The sequence below is a fragment of the Streptomyces melanosporofaciens genome, assembly GCF_900105695.1.
Classification (GTDB): domain Bacteria; phylum Actinomycetota; class Actinomycetes; order Streptomycetales; family Streptomycetaceae; genus Streptomyces; species Streptomyces antimycoticus.
Genome location: NZ_FNST01000002.1, coordinates 2,987,776 through 3,011,519 on the forward strand (window position 1 = coordinate 2,987,776; position 23,744 = coordinate 3,011,519).

At 72.0% G+C, this 23,744-nt stretch carries 20 protein-coding genes and 1 pseudogene; 6 read left to right on the plus strand and 15 right to left on the minus strand.

What is annotated here, in order from left to right; genetic code table 11:
* Positions 1-59 precede the first annotated feature (59 nt).
* The 3 genes and pseudogenes from tilS to dacB all read right to left on the minus strand — a co-directional run bounded on the left by tilS (position 60) and on the right by dacB (position 4,248).
* Positions 60-1,162, minus strand: a pseudogene (gene tilS / locus BLV72_RS15200) (tRNA lysidine(34) synthetase TilS).
* Positions 1,163-1,366: 204 nt separating this feature from the next.
* Positions 1,367-2,509, minus strand: coding sequence for a zinc-dependent metalloprotease (locus BLV72_RS15205; RefSeq protein ID WP_093470356.1), 1,143 nt, complete (start codon positions 2,507-2,509; stop codon positions 1,367-1,369).
* Positions 2,510-2,649: 140 nt separating this feature from the next.
* Positions 2,650-4,248 carry a D-alanyl-D-alanine carboxypeptidase/D-alanyl-D-alanine endopeptidase gene (gene dacB / locus BLV72_RS15210; RefSeq protein WP_093462849.1) on the minus strand — a complete coding sequence of 533 codons (1,599 nt, stop codon included), beginning with the start codon at positions 4,246-4,248 and terminating at the stop codon, positions 2,650-2,652.
* An 86-nt stretch (positions 4,249-4,334) separates the two neighbouring features.
* On the opposite strand from dacB, the gene BLV72_RS15215 reads away from it, so the two are divergent.
* Positions 4,335-4,826 carry an inorganic diphosphatase gene (locus BLV72_RS15215; RefSeq protein WP_014061662.1) on the plus strand — a complete coding sequence of 164 codons (492 nt, stop codon included), beginning with the start codon at positions 4,335-4,337 and terminating at the stop codon, positions 4,824-4,826.
* A 111-nt stretch (positions 4,827-4,937) separates the two neighbouring features.
* Here the strand turns inward: BLV72_RS15215 and BLV72_RS15220 are convergent, their stop codons facing one another.
* The 3 genes from BLV72_RS15220 to BLV72_RS15230 all read right to left on the minus strand — a co-directional run bounded on the left by BLV72_RS15220 (position 4,938) and on the right by BLV72_RS15230 (position 8,542).
* Positions 4,938-6,644 (minus strand): threonine/serine exporter family protein, encoded by a 1,707-nt coding sequence (locus BLV72_RS15220; protein WP_093462851.1) that lies wholly within the window; start codon positions 6,642-6,644, stop codon positions 4,938-4,940.
* Between the two features lie 233 nt (positions 6,645-6,877).
* Positions 6,878-7,585 (minus strand): DedA family protein, encoded by a 708-nt coding sequence (locus tag BLV72_RS15225; RefSeq protein ID WP_093462852.1) that lies wholly within the window; start codon positions 7,583-7,585, stop codon positions 6,878-6,880.
* Between the two features lie 198 nt (positions 7,586-7,783).
* A complete protein-coding gene (locus tag BLV72_RS15230) occupies positions 7,784-8,542 on the minus strand; it encodes a MerR family transcriptional regulator (RefSeq protein WP_093462854.1) in 759 nt (252 codons plus the stop codon).
* A gap of 124 nt (positions 8,543-8,666) precedes the next feature.
* Between BLV72_RS15230 and leuE the strand changes: the two genes are divergently transcribed.
* The gene (leuE, locus tag BLV72_RS15235) at positions 8,667-9,365 is read left to right on the plus strand and encodes a leucine efflux protein LeuE (RefSeq protein WP_093462855.1); all 699 of its coding nucleotides are present in this window, start codon (positions 8,667-8,669) and stop codon (positions 9,363-9,365) included.
* A gap of 88 nt (positions 9,366-9,453) precedes the next feature.
* A complete protein-coding gene (gene gad, locus BLV72_RS15240; RefSeq protein ID WP_093462857.1) occupies positions 9,454-10,866 on the plus strand; it encodes a glutamate decarboxylase in 1,413 nt (470 codons plus the stop codon).
* A 33-nt stretch (positions 10,867-10,899) separates the two neighbouring features.
* On the opposite strand, the gene BLV72_RS15245 is transcribed toward gad, so the two are convergent.
* The 7 genes from BLV72_RS15245 to BLV72_RS15275 all read right to left on the minus strand — a co-directional run bounded on the left by BLV72_RS15245 (position 10,900) and on the right by BLV72_RS15275 (position 18,104).
* On the minus strand, positions 10,900-12,309 hold the full coding sequence (locus BLV72_RS15245; protein ID WP_093462858.1) for a hypothetical protein: 1,410 nt from the start codon (positions 12,307-12,309) through the stop codon (positions 10,900-10,902).
* A 73-nt stretch (positions 12,310-12,382) separates the two neighbouring features.
* On the minus strand, positions 12,383-13,168 hold the full coding sequence (locus tag BLV72_RS15250; RefSeq protein ID WP_059142448.1) for an ABC transporter permease: 786 nt from the start codon (positions 13,166-13,168) through the stop codon (positions 12,383-12,385).
* Positions 13,165-14,142 (minus strand): ATP-binding cassette domain-containing protein, encoded by a 978-nt coding sequence (locus tag BLV72_RS15255; protein WP_093462860.1) that lies wholly within the window; start codon positions 14,140-14,142, stop codon positions 13,165-13,167. Before BLV72_RS15255 ends, BLV72_RS15250 begins: the two co-directional genes overlap by 4 nt.
* A 149-nt stretch (positions 14,143-14,291) precedes the next feature.
* Positions 14,292-14,921, minus strand: a complete 630-nt coding sequence (locus tag BLV72_RS15260; RefSeq protein WP_093462862.1) for a PadR family transcriptional regulator — start codon at positions 14,919-14,921, stop codon at positions 14,292-14,294.
* A 69-nt stretch (positions 14,922-14,990) separates the two neighbouring features.
* Positions 14,991-15,560: a DinB family protein gene (locus BLV72_RS15265; protein WP_093462864.1), complete on the minus strand. Its 570-nt coding sequence runs from the start codon at positions 15,558-15,560 to the stop codon at positions 14,991-14,993.
* A 132-nt stretch (positions 15,561-15,692) separates the two neighbouring features.
* Complete coding sequence (locus BLV72_RS15270) at positions 15,693-17,150, minus strand: aldehyde dehydrogenase family protein (RefSeq protein ID WP_093462865.1); 1,458 nt, start codon at positions 17,148-17,150, stop codon at positions 15,693-15,695.
* Positions 17,151-17,240: 90 nt separating this feature from the next.
* Positions 17,241-18,104 carry a helix-turn-helix domain-containing protein gene (locus BLV72_RS15275; RefSeq protein WP_093462867.1) on the minus strand — a complete coding sequence of 288 codons (864 nt, stop codon included), beginning with the start codon at positions 18,102-18,104 and terminating at the stop codon, positions 17,241-17,243.
* A gap of 305 nt (positions 18,105-18,409) precedes the next feature.
* Between BLV72_RS15275 and BLV72_RS15280 the strand changes: the two genes are divergently transcribed.
* A complete protein-coding gene (locus BLV72_RS15280) occupies positions 18,410-18,901 on the plus strand; it encodes an ATP-binding protein (RefSeq protein ID WP_093462868.1) in 492 nt (163 codons plus the stop codon).
* 47 nt (positions 18,902-18,948) lie between these two features.
* Here BLV72_RS15280 and BLV72_RS15285 read toward each other — a convergent pair whose 3' ends face one another.
* Both BLV72_RS15285 and BLV72_RS15290 read right to left on the minus strand, forming a co-directional pair.
* Positions 18,949-20,100 (minus strand): site-2 protease family protein, encoded by a 1,152-nt coding sequence (locus tag BLV72_RS15285; RefSeq protein WP_093462870.1) that lies wholly within the window; start codon positions 20,098-20,100, stop codon positions 18,949-18,951.
* A gap of 62 nt (positions 20,101-20,162) precedes the next feature.
* Positions 20,163-20,396 carry a DUF397 domain-containing protein gene (locus BLV72_RS15290; RefSeq protein WP_093470357.1) on the minus strand — a complete coding sequence of 78 codons (234 nt, stop codon included), beginning with the start codon at positions 20,394-20,396 and terminating at the stop codon, positions 20,163-20,165.
* A gap of 304 nt (positions 20,397-20,700) precedes the next feature.
* On the opposite strand from BLV72_RS15290, the gene BLV72_RS15295 reads away from it, so the two are divergent.
* Positions 20,701-22,389, plus strand: coding sequence for a bifunctional 3'-5' exonuclease/DNA polymerase (locus BLV72_RS15295; protein ID WP_093462871.1), 1,689 nt, complete (start codon positions 20,701-20,703; stop codon positions 22,387-22,389).
* A gap of 286 nt (positions 22,390-22,675) precedes the next feature.
* Complete coding sequence (locus tag BLV72_RS15300; protein WP_093462873.1) at positions 22,676-23,713, plus strand: rod shape-determining protein; 1,038 nt, start codon at positions 22,676-22,678, stop codon at positions 23,711-23,713.
* Positions 23,714-23,744 lie beyond the last annotated feature (31 nt).

Consider the following 23,744-nt stretch of genomic DNA (forward strand, 5'->3'; position numbering starts at 1 on the left):
CCTTGTCGTCCACCCGCGCCACTTTCGTTCGACGTACCGGCTCATCTGGCTCGGGCGGATCAGCCCTGCCGGATGACCAGTCTGCCACCCTCACGGCGGACCTCGACGCGGCCGGGGAGGTTGATGGCCCGCTGCCCCCGCCAGCCGGTGATCAGCCGGTCCACCTCTTCGATGTGGCGGGCGAAGAGCGAACCGGCCGGCGCGCCCGCGGCGATGGCGGCGCGGCGCAGTACCCGGCGGCGGACGGCGGTGGGCAGTCCGTGCAGGCCGACGGTGTCGAGATGCACGGCCTGCGCACCACCGGCCGCCGCCGGTGCGGTGGTCATCACATCGGCCTCGGCGCGGGCGGCCCAGGCGTCGAGGGCGTCGGCGTCGTCGCGGGAGAGCTGGGCGGTGCGGGCGAGCGCCTCGACGACGCCCTTGCCCAGCGCCTTCTCCAGGATGGGCAGCGCCTCGTGGCGGACCCGGGAGCGGGTGTAGGACGGGTCCACGTTGTGCGGGTCGTCCCAGACGGGCAGCGACTGGGCCAGGCACGCCTCGCGGACCGTGTGCCGGTCCAGCTGGAGGAAGGGGCGGCGGTAGCGGCCGTCGGCCCCGGAGACCCAGGCCATGCCGGACAGCGAGCGGGTGCCGGAGCCGCGGGCGAGGCCCAGCAGAACCGTCTCGGCCTGGTCGTCACGGGTATGGCCGAGCAGCACGGCAGTGGCGCCGTGGCGCTCGGCGGCGGCGTCCAGCGCGGCATAGCGGGCGTCCCGGGCGGCGGCCTCGGGGCCGCCGCCGCGGCCGACGGACACGGCGATCGTCTCGACCGGCGCCAGGCCCAGCGCCCGCATCCGGTCGGCGACCTCGGCGGCGCGGGCGTCGGAGCCCTGCTGCAGGCCGTGGTCGACGGTGACCCCGCCGGCGCGCAGGCCGGCCCGCGGGGCCTCGAAGGCGAGGGCGGAGGCGAGCGCCATGGAGTCGGCGCCGCCGGAGCAGGCGGCGAGCACGAGGGGCGCGTCGTCGGGCGGGGCGGAGCCGCGGGGGCGGGGGCCGAACGCGTCGAGGGCGAGGAGGCGGCGGAGGGCGAGCAGGAGGACGAGGCCGAGTGGGTGACGAGGACGTCGTGGAGGACGCGGCGGACCGCGAGGCGTATCGCGGCGACCGCTGGATGGGGACCCATGTCCGTTTCCCATCTGTCATTCGAGGGGGTGCCTCGGGGGGTGCGAGGAGTGACGCGGCGTTTTCGTCACGCTGCGTATGTCGATGGTGACAGAAGCGAGCTGTTCCCCGAGCATCGCACGCCTACCCGTCGCCAACGGTCCCTCGGACGAGTGATTAAAGGGGGCGTTCGTCCGTTTCCGCGTGTGCCGGGAGTGTGCCGGTTCTAGGACTCCGCCTTACGGTGCACCCGCGCGACCCACTCGGCGGGTTTGCTGATCTCCGCCTTGGTCGGAAGGGTGTTGGGCGAGGTCCAGACACGGTTGAAGCCGTCCATGCCGACCTCGTTCACCACGGCCCGGACGAATCGCTCACCGTCACGGTACTGCCGCAGCTTGGCGTCGAGCCCCAGCAGCTTGCGGAGCGCCTGGTCGAGCCGGCCCGCGCCGCTGGCCCGGCGCTTCTGGAACTTCTCCCGGATCTCCGCGACGGACGGCACGACCTCCGGCCCCACCCCGTCCATGACGTAGTCGGCGTGGCCCTCCAGCAGGGACATCACCGCGGTCAGCCGGGCCAGGATCTCCCGCTGGGCCGGGGTCTGGACCAGCTCGATGATGCTGGGCGCGCCGCCCCCGTCCGCCTCGTCCCGCTCGTCATCGGGACGGCCGCCGCCGCTCAGCGACTGGAAGGCCTCGCGGACCCGCTCCAGCAGGGTGGCCGGGTCCACATCGGTCTCGCCGAGGAACGCCTGGATCTCGGACTCGATGTGGTCGCGCAGCCACGGCACGGCGGTGAACTGGGTGCGGTGGGTCTCCTCGTGCAGCGAGACCCACAGCCGGAAGTCGTGCGGGGCCACGTCGAGTTCGCGCTCCACGTGGACGATGTTGGGCGCCACCAGCAGCAGCCGGCCGCCGCCCGGGGAGCCGGGCAGCTCGCGGGTCGCGGGCGCGAAGGTCTCGTACTGGCCGAGCACCCGGGAGGCCAGGAAGGACAGCAGCATCCCCAGCTCGACGCCGGTCACCTTGCCGCCGACCGCGCCCAGCACCGCCCCGCCGGGCAGTCCGCCGCGCCGGTCCTGCATCTTGCCGAGCAGCGGTTTGAGGATCTGCCGGAAGCCCGCCACATTGGCCTTGATCCAGCCCGCGCGGTCCACGACGAGGACGGGGGTGTCCGAGGCCGGGCCGCCGGAGACGGCCATCCGGGTGAAGGAGCGGACGTGTTCCTCCGAGGACTTGGCGTGCCGCCGCAGCTCCGCGACGACGGCACGCGCCTCCTCGCGACTCACCTCGGGCCCGGGGCGCACCAGCCGGGTCGCGGTCGCGACCGCGAGATTCCAGTCGACCATCTCCACACCACCGATGCTCGTCATGGCTTCACGGTACGTGGCCCGCGCCCCATCCGGGAGGACACCGAGGTCCGCGCAGGCGGCCACCCCGCGTCCGGGTCACCCTCGTGGCCTTATGGCGGCCACCGTGGCGTGGCCGCCGCGCGTCCGGGCCGCCCCCGTGCTCAACGGCAGCCGCAGTTGGCCAGGGCCGAGGCCATCCGGTCCAGGGCGCGCTGGGCGCCGTCGGCGTCGGTGGTGCCGTTGGTCAGATACGCGAAGACCAGCAGCCGGCCGTCCGCGTCCACGACCGAGCCCGCGAGGCTGTTGACCCCGGTGAGGGTGCCGGTCTTGGCGCGGACCACGCCCCGGCCGACCGCGTCCTGGGCGTAGCGGGTGCGCAGGGTGCCGCTGAAACCGGCCACCGGCAGCCCGGTGAGCAGCGACCGCAATTGGGCGTGGTCGCGGTCGGCGGCGCGCACCAGCACCTGGGAGAGCAGCCCTGCGGACACATGGTCGGTGCGGTCGAGCCCGCTGCCGTCCGCGATCCGGGCACCGCCCAGCGGCAGCCCGAGCTTGCGCAGCCGCTGGGTCACGGCCTTCGCCCCGCCCGCGAAGCTGGCGGGCTCGCCGGCCGCGAGGGCGGTCTGCCGGGACAGGGCCTCCGCGATGTCGTTGTCGCTGGTGGTCAGCATCCGCTCGACGAGCGAGGACAGCGGCTGGGAGCGGACGGAGGCCACCGTACGGGCGTCCTCGGCGGCCTTGCGCGAGCCGGGCTCGCCCTTCACCTCGACGCCGCGGTCGCGCAGCATCGACGCGAAGGTGCCGGCCGCGTCGGCGGCCGGGTCCTCGGCGCGCGGGGCCGGGCCGTGGTCGCTGTCGTCCTTACGCCCCTCGTCGGCCATCAGGGGGACGACGGGCGAGAGGTTCTCGTTGGGGCCGATCGGGTGGAGCTTCGGCCCGGAGTAGAGCGAGGTGTCGTAGCCGAGCCGGTAGGGGCCGGTGCCGCGCTTCTTGAGGGCGCGGGCGGTGTCATCGGCCAACTGGCGGAGTGCGGCGGGGTGGTCGCTCCCCTTGACGGCCCGCGCGGTGAGCGTGGGGTCGCCGCCGCCGACCAGCACGATGTCGTGCCGACCCGCGCCCGCCACGACGCTGGTCCTGATGCGGTGGTCCGGGCCGAGGGCGGAGAGGGCCGCGGCACCGGTCGCGAGCTTGATCGTCGAGGCGGGGATCGTGGCCGTACCCGCCTTGCTGCCGAACACCTGCTGACCGGTGGTCACGTCCATCACCGCCACCGAGCGCTCATCGCCCAACGCGGGATCCTCCAGCAGCGGTTCGAGCGTGTCGGCGAGTCCCGCTCCGGTGGGCGGCGGCACGGCGTCCCCACCGCTGTCCGGCGACTTGGGCGCGGGGCGCGCGCCGAGCGCGGCCAGGACGGGCGAGGCGCTGGGCGCGGGCCGCCCCGGACCGCCGTCCGGTCCGCCACCCGGGGCCCGGTCCTCGGCGGCGCGGGCGCGTTCGGCCGTCCGCTGTCCGCCGTCCCAGGGCCCGGCCACGAGCACCGACACCACGGCGACCACCAGACCGGTCGCGGCGGAGACCGTCACCAGTTGCCAGGTCCGCTGCCGCTCCCGGGGTGTGCGCCGCCATTCGCGCCGGATACGGGCGCGTACGCGGTCCCATTCGTACAGCCCACGACCGCGCGCGCGGTCGAACTCGCGTCGCCCACGGCTCAGCCGGTGACTCAGCCACTCCCTGACCTGCCACGATCGGGCTTCAGGCACGACCGACCAGCCCCTTTCGCCACCACACACCTGCGTGGGGGACACTTAATCACCAGACGTATGTGTTGATCATGGAGGAGCCACCCGTGGAGTTCGACGTCACCATCGAGATCCCGAAGGGTTCGCGGAACAAGTACGAGGTGGACCACGAGACGGGTCGCATCCGTCTTGACCGGCGACTCTTCACGTCGACCAGCTACCCCGCGGACTACGGCTTCGTCGAGAACACCCTCGGCGAGGACGGCGATCCGCTGGACGCACTGGTCATTCTCGACGAGCCGACGTTCCCCGGCTGCCTGATCAAGTGCCGTGCCATCGGCATGTTCAGGATGACGGACGAGGCGGGTGGCGATGACAAGCTGCTTTGCGTACCGGCCTCGGACCCCCGGGTGGAGCACCTGCGTGATATTCACCACGTTTCGGAGTTCGATCGCCTGGAAATCCAGCACTTCTTCGAGGTCTACAAGGACCTCGAGCCGGGCAAGTCGGTCGAAGGGGCCAACTGGGTGGGCCGCGCCGAGGCCGAGGCCGAGGTGGAGGCGTCCATCAAGCGCCTCGAGGCCGCCGGCGGCCACTGAGCCCTGAGCACGCGAGAGGGCGGGACACCCTGGGGGTGTCCCGCCCTCCGGCGTTTCCGGCCCCGGGGCGGCGACGGTCCCGGGCGAGCACGGCCCCGGGCAGCGCGCCCGTCAGAAGCCCCTCGTGCGCTTGGCGGCGCGGCGGCCGGAGGGGTCGATGGTGGCACCGGGTGTCTTCAGGAAGAGGCGCGCGGCCTCGCCTCCCAGGTTCACCCCTATGGCGATCGCCAGGGCCAGTGCCGCCGCCTGGGTGAGGAACGGAATGCCGCGGTCCAGGTTGCCCTGGGCCAGGGCGAGCAGGCCGAAGTAGGTCGCGCTACCGGGCAGCAGCGGCCCGATCGCCGCCGTGACGTAGGGCAGCGCCGAGGCGTAGCGATAGCGCGAGAGCAACTGGCCGAAGAGGCCGACCAGCCCGGCGGCCACGGTCGTGGCGGCCACCGGCGGGACGTCGGCGGTATCGGCCAGCGCGCCGTAGACCACCCAGGCGACCCCGCCGTTGAGCGTGGCGAACAGCACGGTGTGACGTTCCTGCTGGAGCAGGATGCAGAACGTCAGCGCCAGCAGCATCGCCGCCAGGATCTGGATCACCGGCCGCTCCACATGGCGCAGCGCCGCCTCCGGATTCAGCTTGGCGTCGAGCTGGACGCCCCCGTAGAGCACCGTGAGCACCCCGCACACGATGCCCACGATCAGATAGCCGACCTCCAGCAGGCGGGCCGCCGCGGTGATGTAGTAGCCGGTCAGCCCGTCCTGGACGCCCGCGACCAGCGCTCGCCCCGGGATCAGCGCGAACAGCCCACCGGTGATCACGGCGGACGCCTGGAGTCCGGAGTTCATGAGGCTGAGCGCCACGCCCATCGCGGCGGGCGGCATCGCCGCGGCCACGAACTGGTAGAACTCCGGAAGCCCGCGCCCCGACGCCAGCCACGCCAGCCGGTCGCCGAGCATCGCGCCGATGGCCGCCGCGAAGAAGACCGGCCAGTCACCGCCGACCAGCATGCTCGCCGCGCCGGCCAGCCCTCCGCCGGCCACCGTGAGCGCCCAGCCGGGGTAGGGGTGACGGTTACGGCGTATCTCGGCGAGCCGCCGGTACGCCTCCTCCAGCGTGAACTCCTCCTGCGAGGTGATGTCGTCCACCAGCCGGAAGACCGCCGACAGCCGGGTGTAGTCGGTGCCCCGGCGCCGCACGGTCCGGCTGGCGGTGACCGGATCGTCCACCAGCGAGTGCTGGTAGCTGACCGACAGCAGGGTGAAGGTGACGGTCGGCTCGCAGCGGTCGAGCCCGTACGCGTGCGCCACGCCGAGCATCGCCGCCTCGACGTCCTCGGCCCCCTCGCCGCCCGCGAGCAGCAGCTCGGCGATGCGGAGGGTGAGGTCGAGCACACGCGGCACGGCCGGTCCGGTCTCGTCCTGCTGCTCGACGCGCTCGGGCGTCGGGCGCTCGCTGATCGGCATGCGCAGCATCGTGCGCATCCGGTCCTGCCAGGGGGCGTCCTTGGTCAGCCGGACGACGGGGAAGCCGTTCGCCGGGGTGATGGCGGGGAAGCCGCCGGTGGTCTGGTTGTTCTGCGGGGTCTTCACCCCGGGGGGCGGCACGAAGGCCGAGCCCTCGGGTTCGACGGAGGTCTCCGCCGTCAGCCCGTTGGGCACGGCGAACTCCGATGTCGGGTGCTCGTCCTCGGGCGGAGGCGGCATGGGTATGCCGAGGGGCGGGGTGAAGGCGCTGTGCGCCTCGTCCGACTGGGGCTTCTGGTTCTCCCCCGTGTCCGCGTCCACCGCGCTCGCACCGCGCGGCACCTGCTGACGGTCCGGCCTCACGTCTCCTCGCTCCTCACCAGCCCTCCCCGTACGGTTCCCAGCAGCCAAGGATGCAGCATCGGCGGCCACCGGAGCCCATTGTGCGGGGCGGTGACCGCCGAGGGGGAGTGGGGGCGGGTGTGTGTGACGGACGTGAACGCAGGTGAACGAGGTGCCGGCCAGACAGGAGACGCCGGGTGGCGGGGAACGCCGGGGGCGCCGGGACGCTCAGCGGCCGGCCCCGGCGCTCGGCGTCAGCGCTTGGCGTGGCGCCCGCGCGGCCCCTGGTTCGGAGCGCCCGAGGCCGGGCCCTGCGGATCCGGCTCCGCGGCGGCCTCCTTCTTCGCCTTGCCTCGGGCCCGGAGGAACTCGATCACGATTGGGATGACCGACAGCAGCACGATCGCGATCAGCATCAGCTCGATGTGCTCATGGACGAAGTCGACCTTCCCGAGCGCCGAGCCCAGCAGGGTGACGCCGGTGCCCCACAGCACGCCGCCGATGATGTTGAAGATGATGAACGAGCGGTAGTTCATCCGGCTCACGCCCGCGATGATCGGCGTGAACGTCCGCACGATGGGCACGAAGCGGGCCAGGATCAGCGACTTCGGCCCGTGCTTCTCGAAGAACTCATGCGCCTTCTCCACGTTCTCCTGTTTGAAGAGCCTGGAGTCGGGGCGCCGGAACAGCGACGGCCCCACCTTCCGGCCGAAGAGATAGCCGACCTGGTCACCGACGATCGCGGCGACCGCGACGGCCACGCACACCAGCCACAGCTCCTGCTTGATCACATCGGTGGTCACCAGCAGGCCGGTGGTGAAGAGCAGCGAGTCGCCCGGCAGGAAGAAGCCGATGAGCAGACCGGACTCCGCGAAAACGATGGCCAGGACACCGAGCAGACCGAACGTCTCGATCAGATAGTCCGGGTCCAGCCACTGAGGGCCGAGCGCGAGGGTGTTCACGGGTGGGAGGCTCCTGGGTCGAGGGAAGCAGGCTCGTGCGAGGCCCGGCCGCAGGTCGGGGCGGACTGATGCACGGAGAACATCGACAGAGTTCTTCGCAGTGTGCCGCCCAAAGCTATCAACGCCGTGTGCCTGCCCTTGGTTCCCACCGCGAGCACTCCCGCCCTCGGCCCCACCCTCCAGGGATGCCCCTAGGGCCTAGCGGTGCCGCTCCGCGTTGGCCAGGATCGCGTCCCGGAGGTAGACGGCCAGCCCCGGCCCGGCCTTGTCGATGTTCTCCGTGAAGCGGTGGTCGGAGACGTACATCCGGCCCAGGCAGGCGTGCATCTCATGGCCGCACTCGTAGTGATTACGGCTGATCCCCTGCCGGTGCTCCTCGGCGAGGTCCATCGCCGCCTCGGACGTCGGCGGGGTGCCCGCGCGCATCAGCGCGACGAAGCGGTTGCCGAGTTCGTCCGCCTCCTCCTGGATCCGCTTCCAGTCCTCCTTGGTGTACGAGGCGGCCCTGCGCTGGGACTCCTTGTACGCCTCGGTGTCCCCCCAGCGCTGCTCGACCTCCTCCTGGTGCTCGTCCGGGTCGAAGTCCCCGAAGACCTCGAACTTCTCCTCGGGAGTCAGATTGATGCCCATCTTCCGCGCCTCCATGGCCTGTTCGACGGCGGCGGCCATCTTCCGCAGCCGCTCGATCCGGTCCGTCAGCAGCCGGTGCTGACGCCGCAGGTGGGCCTGCGGATCGATATCCGGGTCATCGAGCAGCACCGCCACCTCTTCGAGCGGAAAGCCGAGCTCCCGGTAGAACAGGATCCGCTGCAGCCGGTCGAGGTCGGCGTCGTCGTAACGCCGGTGCCCGGCCGTGCTGCGGGTGCCGGGGCGCAGCAGTCCGATCTCGTCGTAGTGGTGCAGCGTGCGCACCGTGACGCCGGCGAAGCCCGCGACCTGTCCCACGGAATAGCTCATGACCTGGTCCGCTCTCCTTCAGTTCGGTACGGGTTCCACGGTGCGCCCTTACGCCGCGTGAGGTGCAAGTCCGGATGGCGAAACTCGCTGGGCGGCGCGGCGGGCGGCTGCCATCCTGCCGATTGTGCTGGGGATAACCGATCTTTCGACCTATCTGGCCGGTCTGGCGCTGATCATCCTGCTGCCGGGCCCCAATTCGCTGTATGTGGTGTCGGTCGCGGCCCGCCGCGGCCCCCGTACCGCCTATCGGGCGGCGGCCGGGGTGGTGTGCGGGGACGCCGTGCTGATGGCGCTGTCCGCGGGCGGGGTGGCCTCGCTGCTGAACGCCAGCCCGGTGCTCTTCGCGGTGGTCAAGTTCGCGGGCGCGGGCTATCTGACCTGGCTGGCGGTGGGCATGCTGCGCGGGGCGCGGGCACTGTGGCGCCGCCGGCCGAGGAGCGCGGACGCGGCGATGGAGTCCGCGGATGCCTCGATGGCGTCGGCGGAGTCGGCGGACGCGGCCAAGGGGTCCGCGGAGGGCGAGCGCCCCTACCGCAGGGCGCTGGTCATCAGCCTGCTGAACCCGAAGGCGATCCTCTTCTTCATCTCCTTCTTCGTGCAGTTCGTGGATCCGGACTACGCCCATCCCGCGCTGTCCTTCCTGGCGCTGGGCGCCTGGGCGCAGTTGTTCAGCATCACCTATCTCTCGGTGCTGATCTTCAGCGGTACGTATCTGGCGGCCACCCTCCGGCGGCGCCGGAGGCTGAGGGCGGGGCTCTCGGCGGCCGCGGGCACGGCGTTCCTCGGCTTCGCGGCGAAGCTGTCGCTCAGCAGCGCGGGGTAGCGAGGGGGCGGGGCGCGGCCACGGCGCGGTAGCGGGGGCACGGCGCGGTAGCGGGGCATATCGCCGATATGCCCCTAATTTAACGAAGATGGCACTTCATCACGGCACCCCCACCCCGCCCCACCGGGGACATCGCTCCGAGTTCTCCGTCAATCCGGTCTACGGCGAGGCCAATCCGGTGAGCGGGATGACCGGCAGGCCCCCGCACCACTGCATCCCGGACGAGCCGATGGCGCCCACGACCGCGTACCAGTTCGTCCATGACGAGCTGATGCTGGACGGCAACGCCCGCCAGAATCTGGCCACCTTCGTCACCACGTGGATGGAGCCGCAGGCGGGCAGGCTGATGGCCGACTGCTTCCCCAAGAACATGATCGACAAGGATGAGTACCCGCGCACCGCCGAGCTGGAGCGGCGGTGTGTGGTGATGCTCGCCCATCTGTGGCACGCACCCGATCCGGACACGGCCGTGGGCTGCTCCACCACGGGGTCGAGCGAGGCATGCATGCTGGGCGGAATGGCCCTGAAGCGGCGCTGGGCCAAGCGGAATCCGGTGAGCTATCCGGCGACCGCCCGCCCCAACCTGGTCATGGGGACCAATGTCCAGGTGTGCTGGGAGAAGTTCTGCGACTTCTGGGAGGTGGAGGCGCGCCAGGTGCCCATGGAGGGCGACCGGTTCCACCTCGATCCCCAGGCCGCCGCCGAGCTGTGCGACGAGAACACCATCGGGGTCGTGACGGTCCTGGGCTCCACCTTCGACGGCTCGTATGAACCCGTCGCCGAGGTGTGCCGGGCGCTGGACGACCTCCAGGAGCGCACGGGCCTGGACATCCCGGTGCATGTGGACGGCGCCTCGGGCGCGATGGTCGCGCCGTTTCTCGACCAGGACCTGGTGTGGGACTTCCAGTTGCCGCGGGTGGCCTCCATCAACACCTCGGGGCACAAATACGGCCTGGTCTACCCCGGGGTGGGGTGGGCGCTGTGGCGTACGGCGGACGCGCTGCCCGAGGAGCTGGTCTTCCGCGTCGACTACCTGGGCGGCGACATGCCCACGTTCGCGCTCAACTTCTCCCGCCCCGGCTCCCAGGTGGCCGCCCAGTACTACACCTTCGTCCGGCTGGGCCGGGAGGGCTACCGCGCCGTCCAGCAGCAGACCCGCGACGTGGCGCGCTCGCTCGCCGAGCGGATCGAGGCGTTCGGGGACTTCACCCTGCTCAGCCGCGGCGATCAGCTCCCGGTGTTCGCGTTCACCACGGCGGAGGGGGTCGGCACCTTCGATGTCTACGACGTCTCCCGGCGGCTGCGCGAACGCGGCTGGCTGGTGCCCGCGTACGCCTTCCCGCGCAATCGGGAGGACCTGTCCGTGCTGCGGGTGGTGTGCCGCAACGGCTTCTCGGAGGACCTCGCCGATCTCTTCCTGAACGACCTGGGGTCGCTGCTGCCGGACCTGCGGTCGCAGCCCGCGCCCACGGGGAAGACCGCCAAGGCGTTCCACCACTGAACCCGGTGTCTCCGGTCCTGGGAACGACGGCGGTCAGCGCGTGCGGGCCGGGGCCCGGAGCAGCTCGGCCCGGCGCCGGACCGCCTCCAGCGCGCCGGGCTTGCGGCCGGGCACCCTGCTCCGCAGCTCCATCAGCGGCGGGGCCAGGGCGCCGGCCCTGGCCCGGTCCTGGACGAACTGCCACTGGTGGTGCGCCCGGTCCACGGCTCCCTCGACCTCGGGATGGCCGACCGGCTCCCCGTTGCCCAGCCGCGCGTCGGCCACCGCGAGCCACAGCTCACAGGCGCGGGCCGGGTCCCCGGCGATACGGGAGAGATCGGCCCGGACCTCCAGCCAGTGGATCGCCTCGTCGGAACGGGGACCGGCGGTCCGGAGGGCCTCCTGTTCCCAGGCGGCCGCCATCGAGGCGGCCTCGCTGTGCCGCCCCGAGTTGGCCGCCTCGAATATCGCCGCGTGCGTGGCGGCGAGCGGATCGGCCACGGGCGCCCGCCGGGGCGGCGGGGGCAGGGGGGCGTGCGTCGGCTGGGGCGGGCGCGGTGATGGTGGCGCCGGTCGCGGATCGGCGGAGAGGAACGATTCGGGAGGGCTCAACGGCATACGCGGCGGCGTGACCGCCACCGGCCCGGCTGCCCCGGCCGACCCGGCCGCCTCAGCCGACCCGGCCGCCTCAGCCGGTCCGGTCTGCCCGGCCCATCCGGCGGCCTCCGGGCCAGGAGCGGCATCCGGGGCCGGATACGCCTCATCCGGCCCGGCGCCGTCCAGCAGCAGCTCGGGACCGCTGCCCAACCCGGCCTCCAGCGCGGCCCGCTGGTGCAGCAGCGCGAGCGGGGGGCGTTCGGCGGCGCCCCGCAGCAGCCCGGCGAACGCCCGGCTGTAGTCCGGCGTCGCCATCCCCCGCTTGGGCGGGGCTCCCCGCTTGGGCGGGGCGGGCGCCACCGTGCCGTACAGCGTCAGCCCGGCCGCGAGTCCGGACGGCCCGGCGGCCCTCAGCGGCGGCCACGCCGTCTCGTCGGCCACCAGATCGGCGACCACGACGGTGCTGCCCGGCGGCCGCCGGCCGAGCTCGGCCGTCAGCCAGTGCCACGGCAGCGCCGTATAGCGGGCGGTCCTCGGCGTCGTACGGGCCAACGCCAGATGCGGCAGCCGCTGTTTGGCGTCGAGGGTGAGCTGGCCCGCGAGATGGACCAGCACCGGGCCCGGGTGCGCGGCGGCGGTGCGCAGATGCGTCAGCACGGTCTGCGGATCGGCCGGGTCCACGAGTTGGACGACGCTGGCGCCGCCGGGCGTGCCCAGCAGCGCCGCCGGCGGTACGGCGGCGAGCTGAGGCAGCGCGGCGGCCGCGTCCATCAGTCGCTGTTTGCCGGCCGGGCCGGCGGCGAGCAGCAGGGCGTATCCGGGCCCACTCGCCGTCTCCGCCCCCGTGCCCGACCTGTCGTTCCCCATATATGCACCGTATCCGCAACCGGCGACGACCGGTGGGGGTGTGACCCGCCGGACGTCCGGCCCCGGGCCGCCGTCAGCGGCTGAGCCGCCCGTAACGCCGCACGGCGAGCGGCGCGAAGACCGCGATCAGCGCCAGCGGCCAGCAGACGGCGAGAAGTTGGGCATGGTCCGCGGCCCAGCCCTCGCCGCCGCCACCGGGGCCGCCGAACAGATCGCGGATCGCGGTGGCCGTCGCCGACATCGGGTTCCAGACCGCGAGGGCCCCGAGCCAGCCGGGCATGGTCTCGGGTGAGGCGAAGACATTGGAGAGGAAGCCCACCGGCCAGACCAGGATCTGGACGGCCTGCACCATCTCCGGGCGCCCGGCGGCCATGCCCAGGAAGATCCCGAGCCACAGCATCGCGAACCGCAGCCACAGCAGCAGCCCGACGGCGAGAAGCCCGTCGCCGACGCCGCCGTGCCAGCGCCAGCCCATCGCCAGACCGACCCCGAGCAGGACGAACAGACCGAGCGCCGACTGGAGCATGTCCAGCACGCTGCGCCCGGCCAGGACCGCCGAGCGGGCCATCGGCATCGACCGGAAGCGGTCGATGACGCCCTTGTTGAGGTCCTGGGTGATGGCGAGCATCGTCCCTTCGAGGCCGAACACCATGGTGAGCGCGAGCGTGCCCGGCACCAGGAAGTCCTTGTAGTCACCGCCGCCCGGGACGGTCATCCCGCCGCCGAGGAAGTAGGCGAACATCAGCAGCATCATCACCGGGAAGACGAGCTGGACGACCACCTGGACGGGCTGCCGGGCCCAGTGGGCGAGCCCGCGGCGGGTCATGGTCCAGGAGTCGATGAGGGTCGCGGTCGTCATACGGGGGTCTCCTCCTTCGCTGTGTCGGCCGGCTCCCCGGTGAGATGCAAAAAGACCTCGTCGAGGGTGGGGCGGCGCAGCACGATGTCCTCCGCCTCGATCCCGGCCGCCGCCAGCGCCCGTACGGTCTCGGTGAGCGCGGCGACCCGGTCGGTGACCCGTGCGCCGAGCCGCCGGCGGTCGGGGTCGGTCTCGACCTCGCCGGTGCCGGTCGCCATGCCCACGACCGAGGCGGCGGCGGGCAGTTGGCCCGCGTCGCGCAGCACCACCTCGATACGGTCCCCGCCGAGCCGGGCCTTGAGCTCGTCGGCGGTCCCGTCGGCGATGGCCCGCCCACCGTCGATCACGCAGACGCGGTCGGCGAGTTGGTCCGCCTCCTCCAGGTACTGGGTGGTGAGCAGCACGGTCGTACCGCCGTCCACCAGCGAACGGACCGCGTTCCACACCTCCGTACGGCCCCGGGGGTCGAGCCCGGTGGTCGGCTCGTCCAGGAAGAGGATCCGCGGCCGCATGACGAGGCTCGCGGCCAGGTCCAGCCTGCGCCGCATCCCGCCGCTGTACTGGCTGACGGCCTTGGTGCCGGTGCCGGCCAGGCCGAACCGCTCCAGCAGCTCGTCCGCGCGGACGGCCGCCTGCCGACCGCCCAGGTGGTAGAGGCGGCCGAACATCTCCAGGTTCTGCCGTCCGCTCAGCTCCTCGTCCACCGCGGCGTGCTGACCGACCAGGCCGATGCGGTAGCGGACCTGGTCGGGGTCGCGCAGCACGTCGTACCCGGCGACCTCGGCCCGGCCGCCGTCATGGCGCAGCAGGGTGGCCAGGATCCGTACGCAGGTGGTCTTGCCCGCGCCGTTGGGGCCGAGCACGGCGTGCACGGTACCCTGCGGGACGGTCAGATCGAGCCCGGCGAGGGCTCGTTTGTCCCGGTAGGTCTTCCGTAGTCCCTCGACGACGATCGCGGGATCGCTGTCGGCCAAGGTCTTCCCCTCTCCTTCTGTGCTTCTCCGCTCCGCGTAGTCAAGTTTGACTACGCGGACCCGGAAGGTACTGCCCGCCACTACCTCTAGTCAAACTTGATTAATTCCGAACGGCCGACGTCAGCCGTCCTCCCTCGGCATGGTCTTCCTCAGTCCGCGTCGGGTGCGGCGTACGGGTTGGGGACCCCCTCCGGCAGCACCTCCACCGACCGCTCCCCCTCCCCCGCCATCACATACGCCCCGCCCTCGAGCCGCTCGATCAGCCCACGGGTCCACTCGGCGCCGCTGTCCGCGGAGTGCACCCAGAACTTCATGATCTCGCCGATATGGCCCCACTCCTCGGGGGTCCCGTCCGGCGGCGTCCAGTGCTGGGTCACCTCGGCCCGCCACTCCTCCAGCGCCGCCACCCGCTGCTTCAGCAGGGCGATCGCCTCGGCGCGGGACAGGTCGACGATGAAACCCACCCCGGCCGTCAGCTCGTCGATCTTCTGGTCATGGCGCAGCAACGCATCCCGCAGCAGCCGGAAGTACTCCTCCTCGCCCGCCCCGGTCAGCTCGTACTCGGTCCGCGGCGGCCCGCCGACCGTGCTCGGCGCGACGTCGTGCGCGCGCATCAGGCCCTGTTTGGCCATCTGTTTGAGGGCGTGGTAGATCGACCCGGGTTTGGCGTTGGACCACTCATGCGCGCCCCAGAACTCCAGGTCGTTACGGACCTGATAGCCGTGCGCCCGCCCGTGTTGGCGCACGGCCCCCAGCACCAGCAACCGGATCGCTGACATCGCCCGCTCTTCTCCATCCTGGTCCCGGCCCCGCCGTGACCAGGCTAGGCCGTCGCCGGGCCCGGCGGATCACCCCTCCAGGATCGACCAGTCCGGCTCCGGCATCGCCCCGGTCTCGAAGACCAGGTCGAAGGCGCCCTTGCCGTCGATCGTCTCGCGGATGATGTCGGCGTGACCGGCGTGCCGGGCGATCTCCTCGATCAGGTGGAGGACGGCCCAGCGCCAGGTGCGGGTGCCGCCCTCGTCCCAGGGCAGCCGGAGGGCCTCGAAGGTCGTGTCCAGCGACGGCAGGGCCCGCACCGCCTCGTCGGTCTCGCGCGCCACCTCGTCGTACAGGGCGAGCATCGCCTCCACCGTCTCGTCCTCGGTGGGCTCGAAGGTGTGCTCCCACTCGGCCATCTGGTCCTTGGCGTTCCCCGGCGCCTTGCCCTGGAGGACGCGCAGCCAGCCGCGCTCGCCGGTGACCACGTGCTTGAGCAGCCCGGCCAGCGAGAGCGCGCTCGCGCTGGGGGTGCTGCGGGCCTGCGCCTCGGTCAGGCCGTGCACCGAGCGCCGGATGCCGCCGCGCTGCGCGTCCAGGTACGCGAGCAGCGCACCGCGCTCGTCGTTACATGCCTCGGGGTTCACGATCACGGGCATGGCTGCCGCCTCTCATCTGGAGGGCGCCCGGGTCCGGCGCCCTTCGATGAACCCCACGTTAGGAAGGCTTGCGGTCAGCTTCTGTCCGCGTGTCGGCGCGCGTTTTCCGTCGGCGCGCGTTTCCGTGCCGGCTCAGAACGGGAACTGGCTCCGGCCGTGCTGGATGGAGATCCACTTGGTGGTGGTGAAGTCCTCGATCATCGACTCCCCGTTGAGCCGTCCGAGACCGGAGTGCTTCTCCCCGCCGAACGGCACGATCGGCTCGTCGTGGACCGTGCTGTCGTTCACATGGATCATGCCGGTGTGGATCCGCCGGGCGAACCGCACCCCGCGCTCGATGTCCCCGGTGTGCACGGCCCCGCTGAGCCCGTAGTCGGTGTCGTTGGCGATCCGGACGGCCTCCTCGTCGCCGTCGAACGGAATCAGCGTCACCACCGGCCCGAAGATCTCCTGCCCGAGGATCGCCGCGCCCTCCGGGACCCCGCTGAGCACGGTCGGCCCCATCAGGGTGCCCTCGGTGCGCCCCCGCACCAGCGCGGTGGCGCCCTCGGCGATCGTCTGCTCGACGAGCGAGGCGATCGCCTCGGCCTGGCCCTCGTTGATCAGCGGGCCGATGTGGGTGGTGGGATCGCCCGGGTCGCCCACCTTCAGCGTCTCCACCTTGGCCACGAACTTCTCGGTGAACTCCCGCTCCACCGCCCGGTCCACCAGCACCCGGTTGGCCGCCATGCAGACCTGCCCCTGGTGGACGAAGCGGCTGAAGACGGCCGCGTCCACCGCGTAGTCCAGGTCGGCGTCGTCCAGCACGACCAGCGCGCTGTTGCCGCCCAGCTCCAGGACCGTGCGCTTGAAGTGGGAGGCGGCCACGGTGGCGACATGCCGGCCGACCTTGTCGGAGCCGGTGAAGGAGATCACCTTCGGTATGGGGTGCTCGATCAGGGCGTCGCCTATCTCCGCTATGTCGGTGACCACGACATTGAGCAGCCCGGCGGGCAGCCCGGCCTCCTCGAAGATCTTGGCGACCAGGCCACCGCCGCAGACCGGGGTGTTCTGGTGCGGCTTGAGGACGACGGCGTTGCCGAGCGCCAGCGCGGGGGCGACCGACTTCAGCGACAGCAGGAAGGGGAAGTTGAAGGGGCTGATGACGCCGACCACGCCCACCGGCAGCCGGTAGAGGCGGTTCTCCTTGCCGTCCACCGGCGACGGCAGGATGCGGCCCTCGGGCCGCAGCGCCAGATGGACCGCCTCCCGCAGGAACTCCTTGGCGAGATGCAGCTCGAAGCCCGCCTTCACATGGGTGCCGCCGCACTCCGCGATGATCGTCTCGGTGAGCTCCTTCTCGCGGTCCTCGATGATCCGCAGCGCCCGCTCGAAGACGGCCCGCCGGGCATAGGGGTTGGTGCCGCCCCACTCCGGCTGCGCGCGCTCGGCCACCCGGTAGGCCAGGTCCACCTCCTCGACCGTCGCCACGGTGATGGAGGCCAGCTTCTCCCCGTTGTAGGGGTTGAAGTCGACGATGTCCCAGGAACCGCTTCCGCCGCGCCACTCGCCGTCGATGAACTGAAGGGCCAACTCGGAGAAGTAGGACATGCCATCCCTATCTGCAGGACGCGGTGCCGCGCACCGACAGCCGCGCACGGGTGGGGGGTATTCCTGACAGAACGTCATCCTACTGACGGGTCAGGCGTCGTGAAGGAGCCCTCGGAGCAAATCCCGGCTCTTCTCCGGGGACAGGCTGTCCGCGCTGAGCCGCTCCAACACCCGCTCGTACTGGGAGACCTCATCGCGCTTGTCCAGATAGAGCGCGCTGGTGAGCTGTTCCAGATAGACGATGTCGGGAAGGTCGGACTCCGGGAAGCGCAGCCGGGTGAACGCACCGCTCTCCCCCGCATGCCCGCCGAAGGCGAACGGCATCACCTGGAGCGTCACATGTCGATACTCGGAGACCGTGATCAGATGACGGAGCTGGGCGGACATCACGCCGCGCCCGCCGTAGGGGCGGTGCAGCGCGGCCTCGTCCAGCACCACATGGACCGCCGGGGCGCGCTCGGAGACCAGCAGCTTCTGCCGCTCGAGGCGCAGCGCCACCCGCCGCTCGACCTCCTCGGTGCACGCCTGGGGCTGGCCGCGGGTGACCACGGCATGGGCGTAGCCCTCGGTCTGCAGCAGACCGTGCACGAACTGGACCTCGTAGCAGCCGATATGGGAGGCGGCGCCCTCCAGGCCGACATAGGTCTGGAACCAGCCGGGCAGCACATCGCCGTAACTGTGCCACCACCCGGCGACATTGGCCTCGCGGACGATCCCGAGCAGTGCCGCGCGCTCCGCGTCGTCGGTGACTCCGTACAGCGTGAGCAGATCCTCGATGTCCCGCGCCTTGAAGCTCACCCGGCCCAACTCCATGCGGCTGATCTTGGATTCGGAGGCGCGGATCGAATAGCCCGCCGCCTCACGGGTGATGCCGCGGGCCTCGCGCAACCGTCTGAGCTGAGAGCCCAGGAGGATACGGCGCACCACCGATCCACTCGACTCGCCTGCGGCCATTTCCGCGATCCTCCCTGTACGGAAAGCATCCTTGCGAACGGCACCCCCGCAGCCTCTGAGGGTGAAGTCTGCCACTGTTCGGGCTCCGCGCCGTAGGCATGTCGTTACTCAGCCCGAGGTTGTACGTCAGTGTACGGAGTCAGATATCCGACTAAAACCGATCGGACCGGACCAACTGATGTGCGTGCACGTGCATTTGCCCTTGCATCTGACGTGCGCATTCGAAACCATAGGCTGTGCGCACGTGCTAGCTGGTACGAAATCTGGCCAGAGTTCGTCACGGCCACGGATGCAGGAGTGCTCGCATGGGGAGCGAAGGTTCGGCCCTGCTGGAACCCTTGTGGCAAGGGCTTACCGCGATCGACCCCTCCGCCGTCTCCGGATCCGTCTCCTGTGCCCTTCCCGCCCGTTTCGAGGCGGTCAAGGGGGCCCGGCAGTTCACCGGCTCCACCCTGCGGCAGTGGAACATCCCCGAACTCCTCGACGAAGTGGCGCTCGTCGTCTCCGAACTGGTCACCAACGCGCTCCGGCACGCCCTGCCCGGCACCGCGGCGACGCCCGGTGAGCCCGAGCGGCCGGTGCGGCTCCATCTGATGCGTGGCCCCTCACGGCTGGTGTGCGCCGTACGCGACCCCAGCGACGTGGGCCCGGTGGCCGGCGAGGCGGGCTGCGGCGAGGAATCCGGGCGCGGGCTCCATCTCGTGGAGTCCTTCACGGACGGCTGGGGCTGGCAGCCGCTGCCGGGCACCCCGCACGGAAAGATCGTCTGGGCCGTCTTCCATCTCCCCCCGGTGTGAGCCGCCTCCCCCACGCCTGAATACACGCGCCCGCTCCGCATGAGCGGTCACGGGCGGGTGGACTCCGGCGGGGCCGTGGTGATGCCCAGGCCATGGAGCTGGAAGAGCCGGTTCACATCGTGCATCGTGATGATCCCCTCCAGCTGCCCGTGATCCACCACCAGCACCGGCATACCGCCGCCACCCGGACGCGCCCGCTCCAGCACCTCGCTCAGCAGCTCACCGGGCTCGGCCACGGTGCACCGCGACAGCGGCGTCGCCACATCGCGCACCCGCTGGGTCTCACGGGCCTCTGTCGGCACCGCCGCGAGCGCGCGCAGCTGGACGGCCCCGCTGGGCTGTCCCTCGAAGTCCAGCACCGGCATCACCGAATGCCGGGAGTGGGCCGCCACGTCGTCGATGAACCGTGCCACGGTCAGCCAGTCGGCCCCGGCGGCGACCGGCGCCGACATCGCGTCCGCCACCCGCACCCCGCGCAGCGCCGTGTTGACCCCGGCCCGCTGCCGCTCCGCGTTGGCGATGATCACCATGAAGAGGCCGATGAGCGAGAGCCACAGCCCGCCGGTGTTCCCGCGCAGGAAGGAGATCCAGCCGAGGGCGATGAGCGCAACGCCGAGGATCTGGCCGCTGCGCCCCGCCGCCCGGTCGGCGCGCTCCCGGTCCCCGGTGCGCCACCAGATCGCGGCCTGCACCACCCGGCCACCGTCCAGTGGCGAGGCGGGCAGCAGATTGAAGACGCCCAGCAGCAGATTGGCCCAGCCCAGCCAGATCAGGACGGCGGTCGGCACGCCCCATCCGGTGAGCGCGTGCACCCCGATCCCCACGCCGAGGGCGGCGCCGCCGATGACCAGGCTGGTGAGCGGTCCGATGACGGCCACCCAGAACGCGACCCCGGCGGTGCGGGGCCGTCCCATCTTGGTCATGCCGCCCAGCGCCCAGAGCGTCACGTCCTCCACCGAGACGCCCTTACGGCGGGCGGCGACCGCGTGCGCGGCCTCGTGGAGCAGCAGGCTGCCCATCAGCAGCACGGCGCCGACGACGCTGGCGAGGGCGTAGACGGTGCCGGTGCGGCCGGGGGTCCACGCGGGCAGCGTCTGGCGCCCCAGCCCGTAAGCGAGCAGGACGATCAGCACCGGAACGCTCCAGTGCATCCGCAGTGGAACCCCGAGTATGCGTCCGACCCGCACCGAGCCGCTCATCGCCGTCTCACATCAGTCGGGTGCCCCCGCTCGCCACTACCAGTGTCGCGCGTCCGCGGCGATCAGCCCATACCGGCCGAATCCTGCACAAGATGGTCGAACTCGCCGTCCTTGGCGCCGAGCAGCATCGCCTCGACCTCGGCCGGGGTGTAGATCAGCGCCGGCCCGTCGGGGAACCGGGAGTTGCGGACGGCCACGTTCCCACCGGGCAGTTTGGCGAACTCGACACAGGAACCCTGGGAGTTGCTGTGTCTGCTCTTCTGCCAGACGACCCCCTGGAGGTCCGCGGCCGCCATGCCGTTGTAGGGGTGGTCGCGCACAGGGCTTCTCCACGTGTTCGTACATGCGTGCAGCTGTCAACTGTCTCGGATCATAGCTGCGTTCCTTTGCAAAAGCATGGGCAAATGCATCTGCGTATGCGCAGGTAGATGCACAGGCGGATGCACGTGCACCATGCGTATCTGCATGATCACCCGACACCCGGCATCTCCTGCCCGGAGTGAAGAAGAGCAGTCGTCATGTATGACGTCCGAGTCCCCCTCCGGGTTGAGCGGACCTCGTCGCGGGGCGTTGTCAGACCCCCCTGCGAGACTCACGGGCATGAGGTGGGCGGCGGCGGAGACGGACGACGGGGGTGTCCGTCTCTGCCCGCTCGACCCCCGCGGAAAGGCCGCCGGACCGGTAGTGGAGGTCACGGCGGCCCAGGGCGGGATCGCGGAGGCCGTGCGATCCCGCCCCGAGGCCGACCGGTGGGTGTGGCGGTCCACCGCCGAGGTCTATCCGCGGCTGCTGGCCGCCGGGGTCCGGGTCGAGCGGGCCTATGACATCGAGGCGGCCGAGGCGCTGCTCCTCGGCCATGAGGGGCGCTCGGGCGCACCGCGTTCGCTCGCCGCCGCCTGGGCCCGGCTGCGCGGGCTGCCCGTCCCCGAGGATCCGCCGCCCCGGGCGGCCGGAGGCCAGCCGTCGCTGTTCGAGCCCGGTCCGCCGCCGCTGCCGCCGGGCGCCGACCCGCTGGAGGCGCTGCTCGCGGTCTACGCGGAGCAGCTGGTCCGTACGGAGGCCGCCGAGCACCCGGACCGGATGCGGCTGCTGACCACCGCCGAGTCGGCCGGGATGCTGATCGCCGCCGAGATGCGGCGCGCCGGGGTGCCCTGGAGCGCGGACCGTCACCGGGAGCTGCTGGACGAGCTGCTCGGCGAGCGCTATCCGGGCGGTCTGGAGCCACAGCGCCTGGTCGAGCTGGCCGACGAGGTCTCGCGCGCCTTCGGCACCCGCGTCCGGCCCGATCTGCCCGCCGAGGTCGTCAAGGCGTTCGCCCGTGCGGGCATCACGCTCGGCTCGACCCGCGCCTGGGAGCTCGAGCGGATCGACCACCCCGCCGTGGAGCCGCTGCTGCGCTACAAGAAGCTCTACCGGCTGCACACCGCCCACGGCTGGGCCTGGCTCCAGTCCTGGGTGCGCGAGGGCCGCTTCCGCCCGGAGTACCTGCCCGGCGGCACCGTCTCCGGCCGCTGGACGACGAACGGCGGCGGGGCGCTGCAGATCCCCAAGGTGGTGCGGCGCGCGGTGGTGGCCGATCCGGGGTGGCGGCTGGTGGTGGCCGACGCCGACCAGATGGAGCCCCGGGTGCTCGCCGCGATCTCCCGCGACCCCGGGCTGATGGAGGTCGCGGGCAGCGGCCGGGATCTGTACGCGACGCTGTCCGACCGCGCCTTCTCCGGCCGCCGCGAGCTGGCCAAGCTGGCACTGCTGGGCGCGGTGTACGGCCAGACCTCCGGCGACGGCCTGAAGCATCTCGCCGCCCTGCGGCGGCGCTTCCCGGCGGCGGTGGCGTATGTGGACGACGCGGCCCGCGCGGGCGAGGAGGGCCGGCTGGTGCGCACCTGGCTCGGCCGCACCTGCCCGCCCGCGGGCGGCGGCGCCGAGGAGCCGGCCGACGAGGCGGGGCTGCCGCGGGAGCAGGAGGAGCCGTCGTACGGCAGCACGGCGAGCGCCCGCGCGCGGGGCCGGTTCACCCGGAACTTCGTGGTGCAGGGCAGCGCCGCCGACTGGGCCCTGCTGATGCTCGCCGCGCTGCGGCGGTCGCTGAGCGGGGCGGGGCTGCGCGCGGAGATCGTCTTCTTCCAGCACGACGAGGTGATCGTGCACTGCCCCCAGGAGGAGGCCGACGCGGTCCGGGAGGCGATCGCCGAGGCGGGCGAGACGGCCGGGCGGATCGCCTTCGGACCGACACCGGTGCGGTTTCCCCTCACCATGGCCGCGGTGGAGTGCTACGCGGACGCGAAGTAGGCGCCCCGGGTCCGGTGGATCTTCGCGGCTGCGACAGCAGCGGCTGACGCCCGGGGCATCCGGCATCCGGCATCCGGTGCAGGGGCAGCCCCAGCGGTCCAGCCGTAACCGGGCGGCGCGCCGTGCAGGCGTCGTGGGCCCGCGACGATCCACCGCTCCGGCCCAGGGGCAGTCGCTCCCCCGACCGGCTCAGCCCCGCAGGCAGCGGCCCTGATCGTCCCCACACGATGAGAGCGGAGGGCCGCCGGGCGGCGGCCCGCCACGCCGCCCACAGGGGAGACCTGCCATGACCATCAGCATCGAGGCACTGCGCCGCTGCTCCATCGCCGTCGACCTCGGCGCGGCCAGAACGCGTGTCTACCTCAGGCGTACCGGGCTCATCGTCGACGAGCCGACCGTCGCCGCCGTGAACACCCACACCGGCGGGCTGATCGCGGTCGGCGCGCTGGCGGAGCGGATGACCGGGCGGACGCCCGAGCACATCCGCGTCGTCCGGCCGGTCTCCAACGGCACCGTCGTCGACATCGAGATGGCCCAGCGGATGCTGCGGCTGCTGCTGGGCAACAAGCTGCGGCGGGCCTGGCGGCGCCGCCCGCTGGTGAGCGCCGCCGTCTGCGTACAGCACGACGCCGACCCGCTCGCCCAGCGCGCCGCCGTGGAGACGCTCACCGGTATCGGCGCCAAGCGGGTCGAGCTGGTGGACACCCTGATCGCCGCCGCCGTGGGCTGTGGTCTGCCGGTGGAACGGCCCGAGGCGACGATGATCGTGGTGTGCGGCGCGGCCACCACCCAGGTCGCGGTCCTGTCGCTGGGCTCGATCGTGGCCGCCGAGCGGGTGCCGGTGGGCGGGGAGACCGTGGACCACGCGGTCGTCCAGTATCTGCGCAATGAGCACGCGCTGATGCTGCCCAGCCAGGCCGTTCGCCCATTGCATCTGCTGCTCAAGAACAGCGCGGACGGCGCACCGGCCGTGCCCAGCACCGAGGTGCACGGCCGGGACGTGGCCACGGGGCTCGCCCGGACCGTACGGATCGATGTCGGGAGCGTACAAAGCGCCATCCGCACCCCGCTCACCGGAGTGCTGGACGCCATCGGCACGGTGCTGCGCCGCTGTCCGCCCGATCTGGTGGCCGACCTCGCCGACCGCGGCATCATGCTGGCCGGCGGCAGCGCGGTGCTGCCCGGGTTCGACACGATGCTGCGGGACGCCACCGGGATGCCGCTGAACATCGCCGACCACCCCGACGTCTGCGCGGTCGAGGGGCTCGGCGCGATGCTCGACGGCAAGGTACAGCCCCTGCTGCTGAACGCGATGGTCTCCTGACCGCCCCGCCCGCGCCCTGACCGACCCCCTG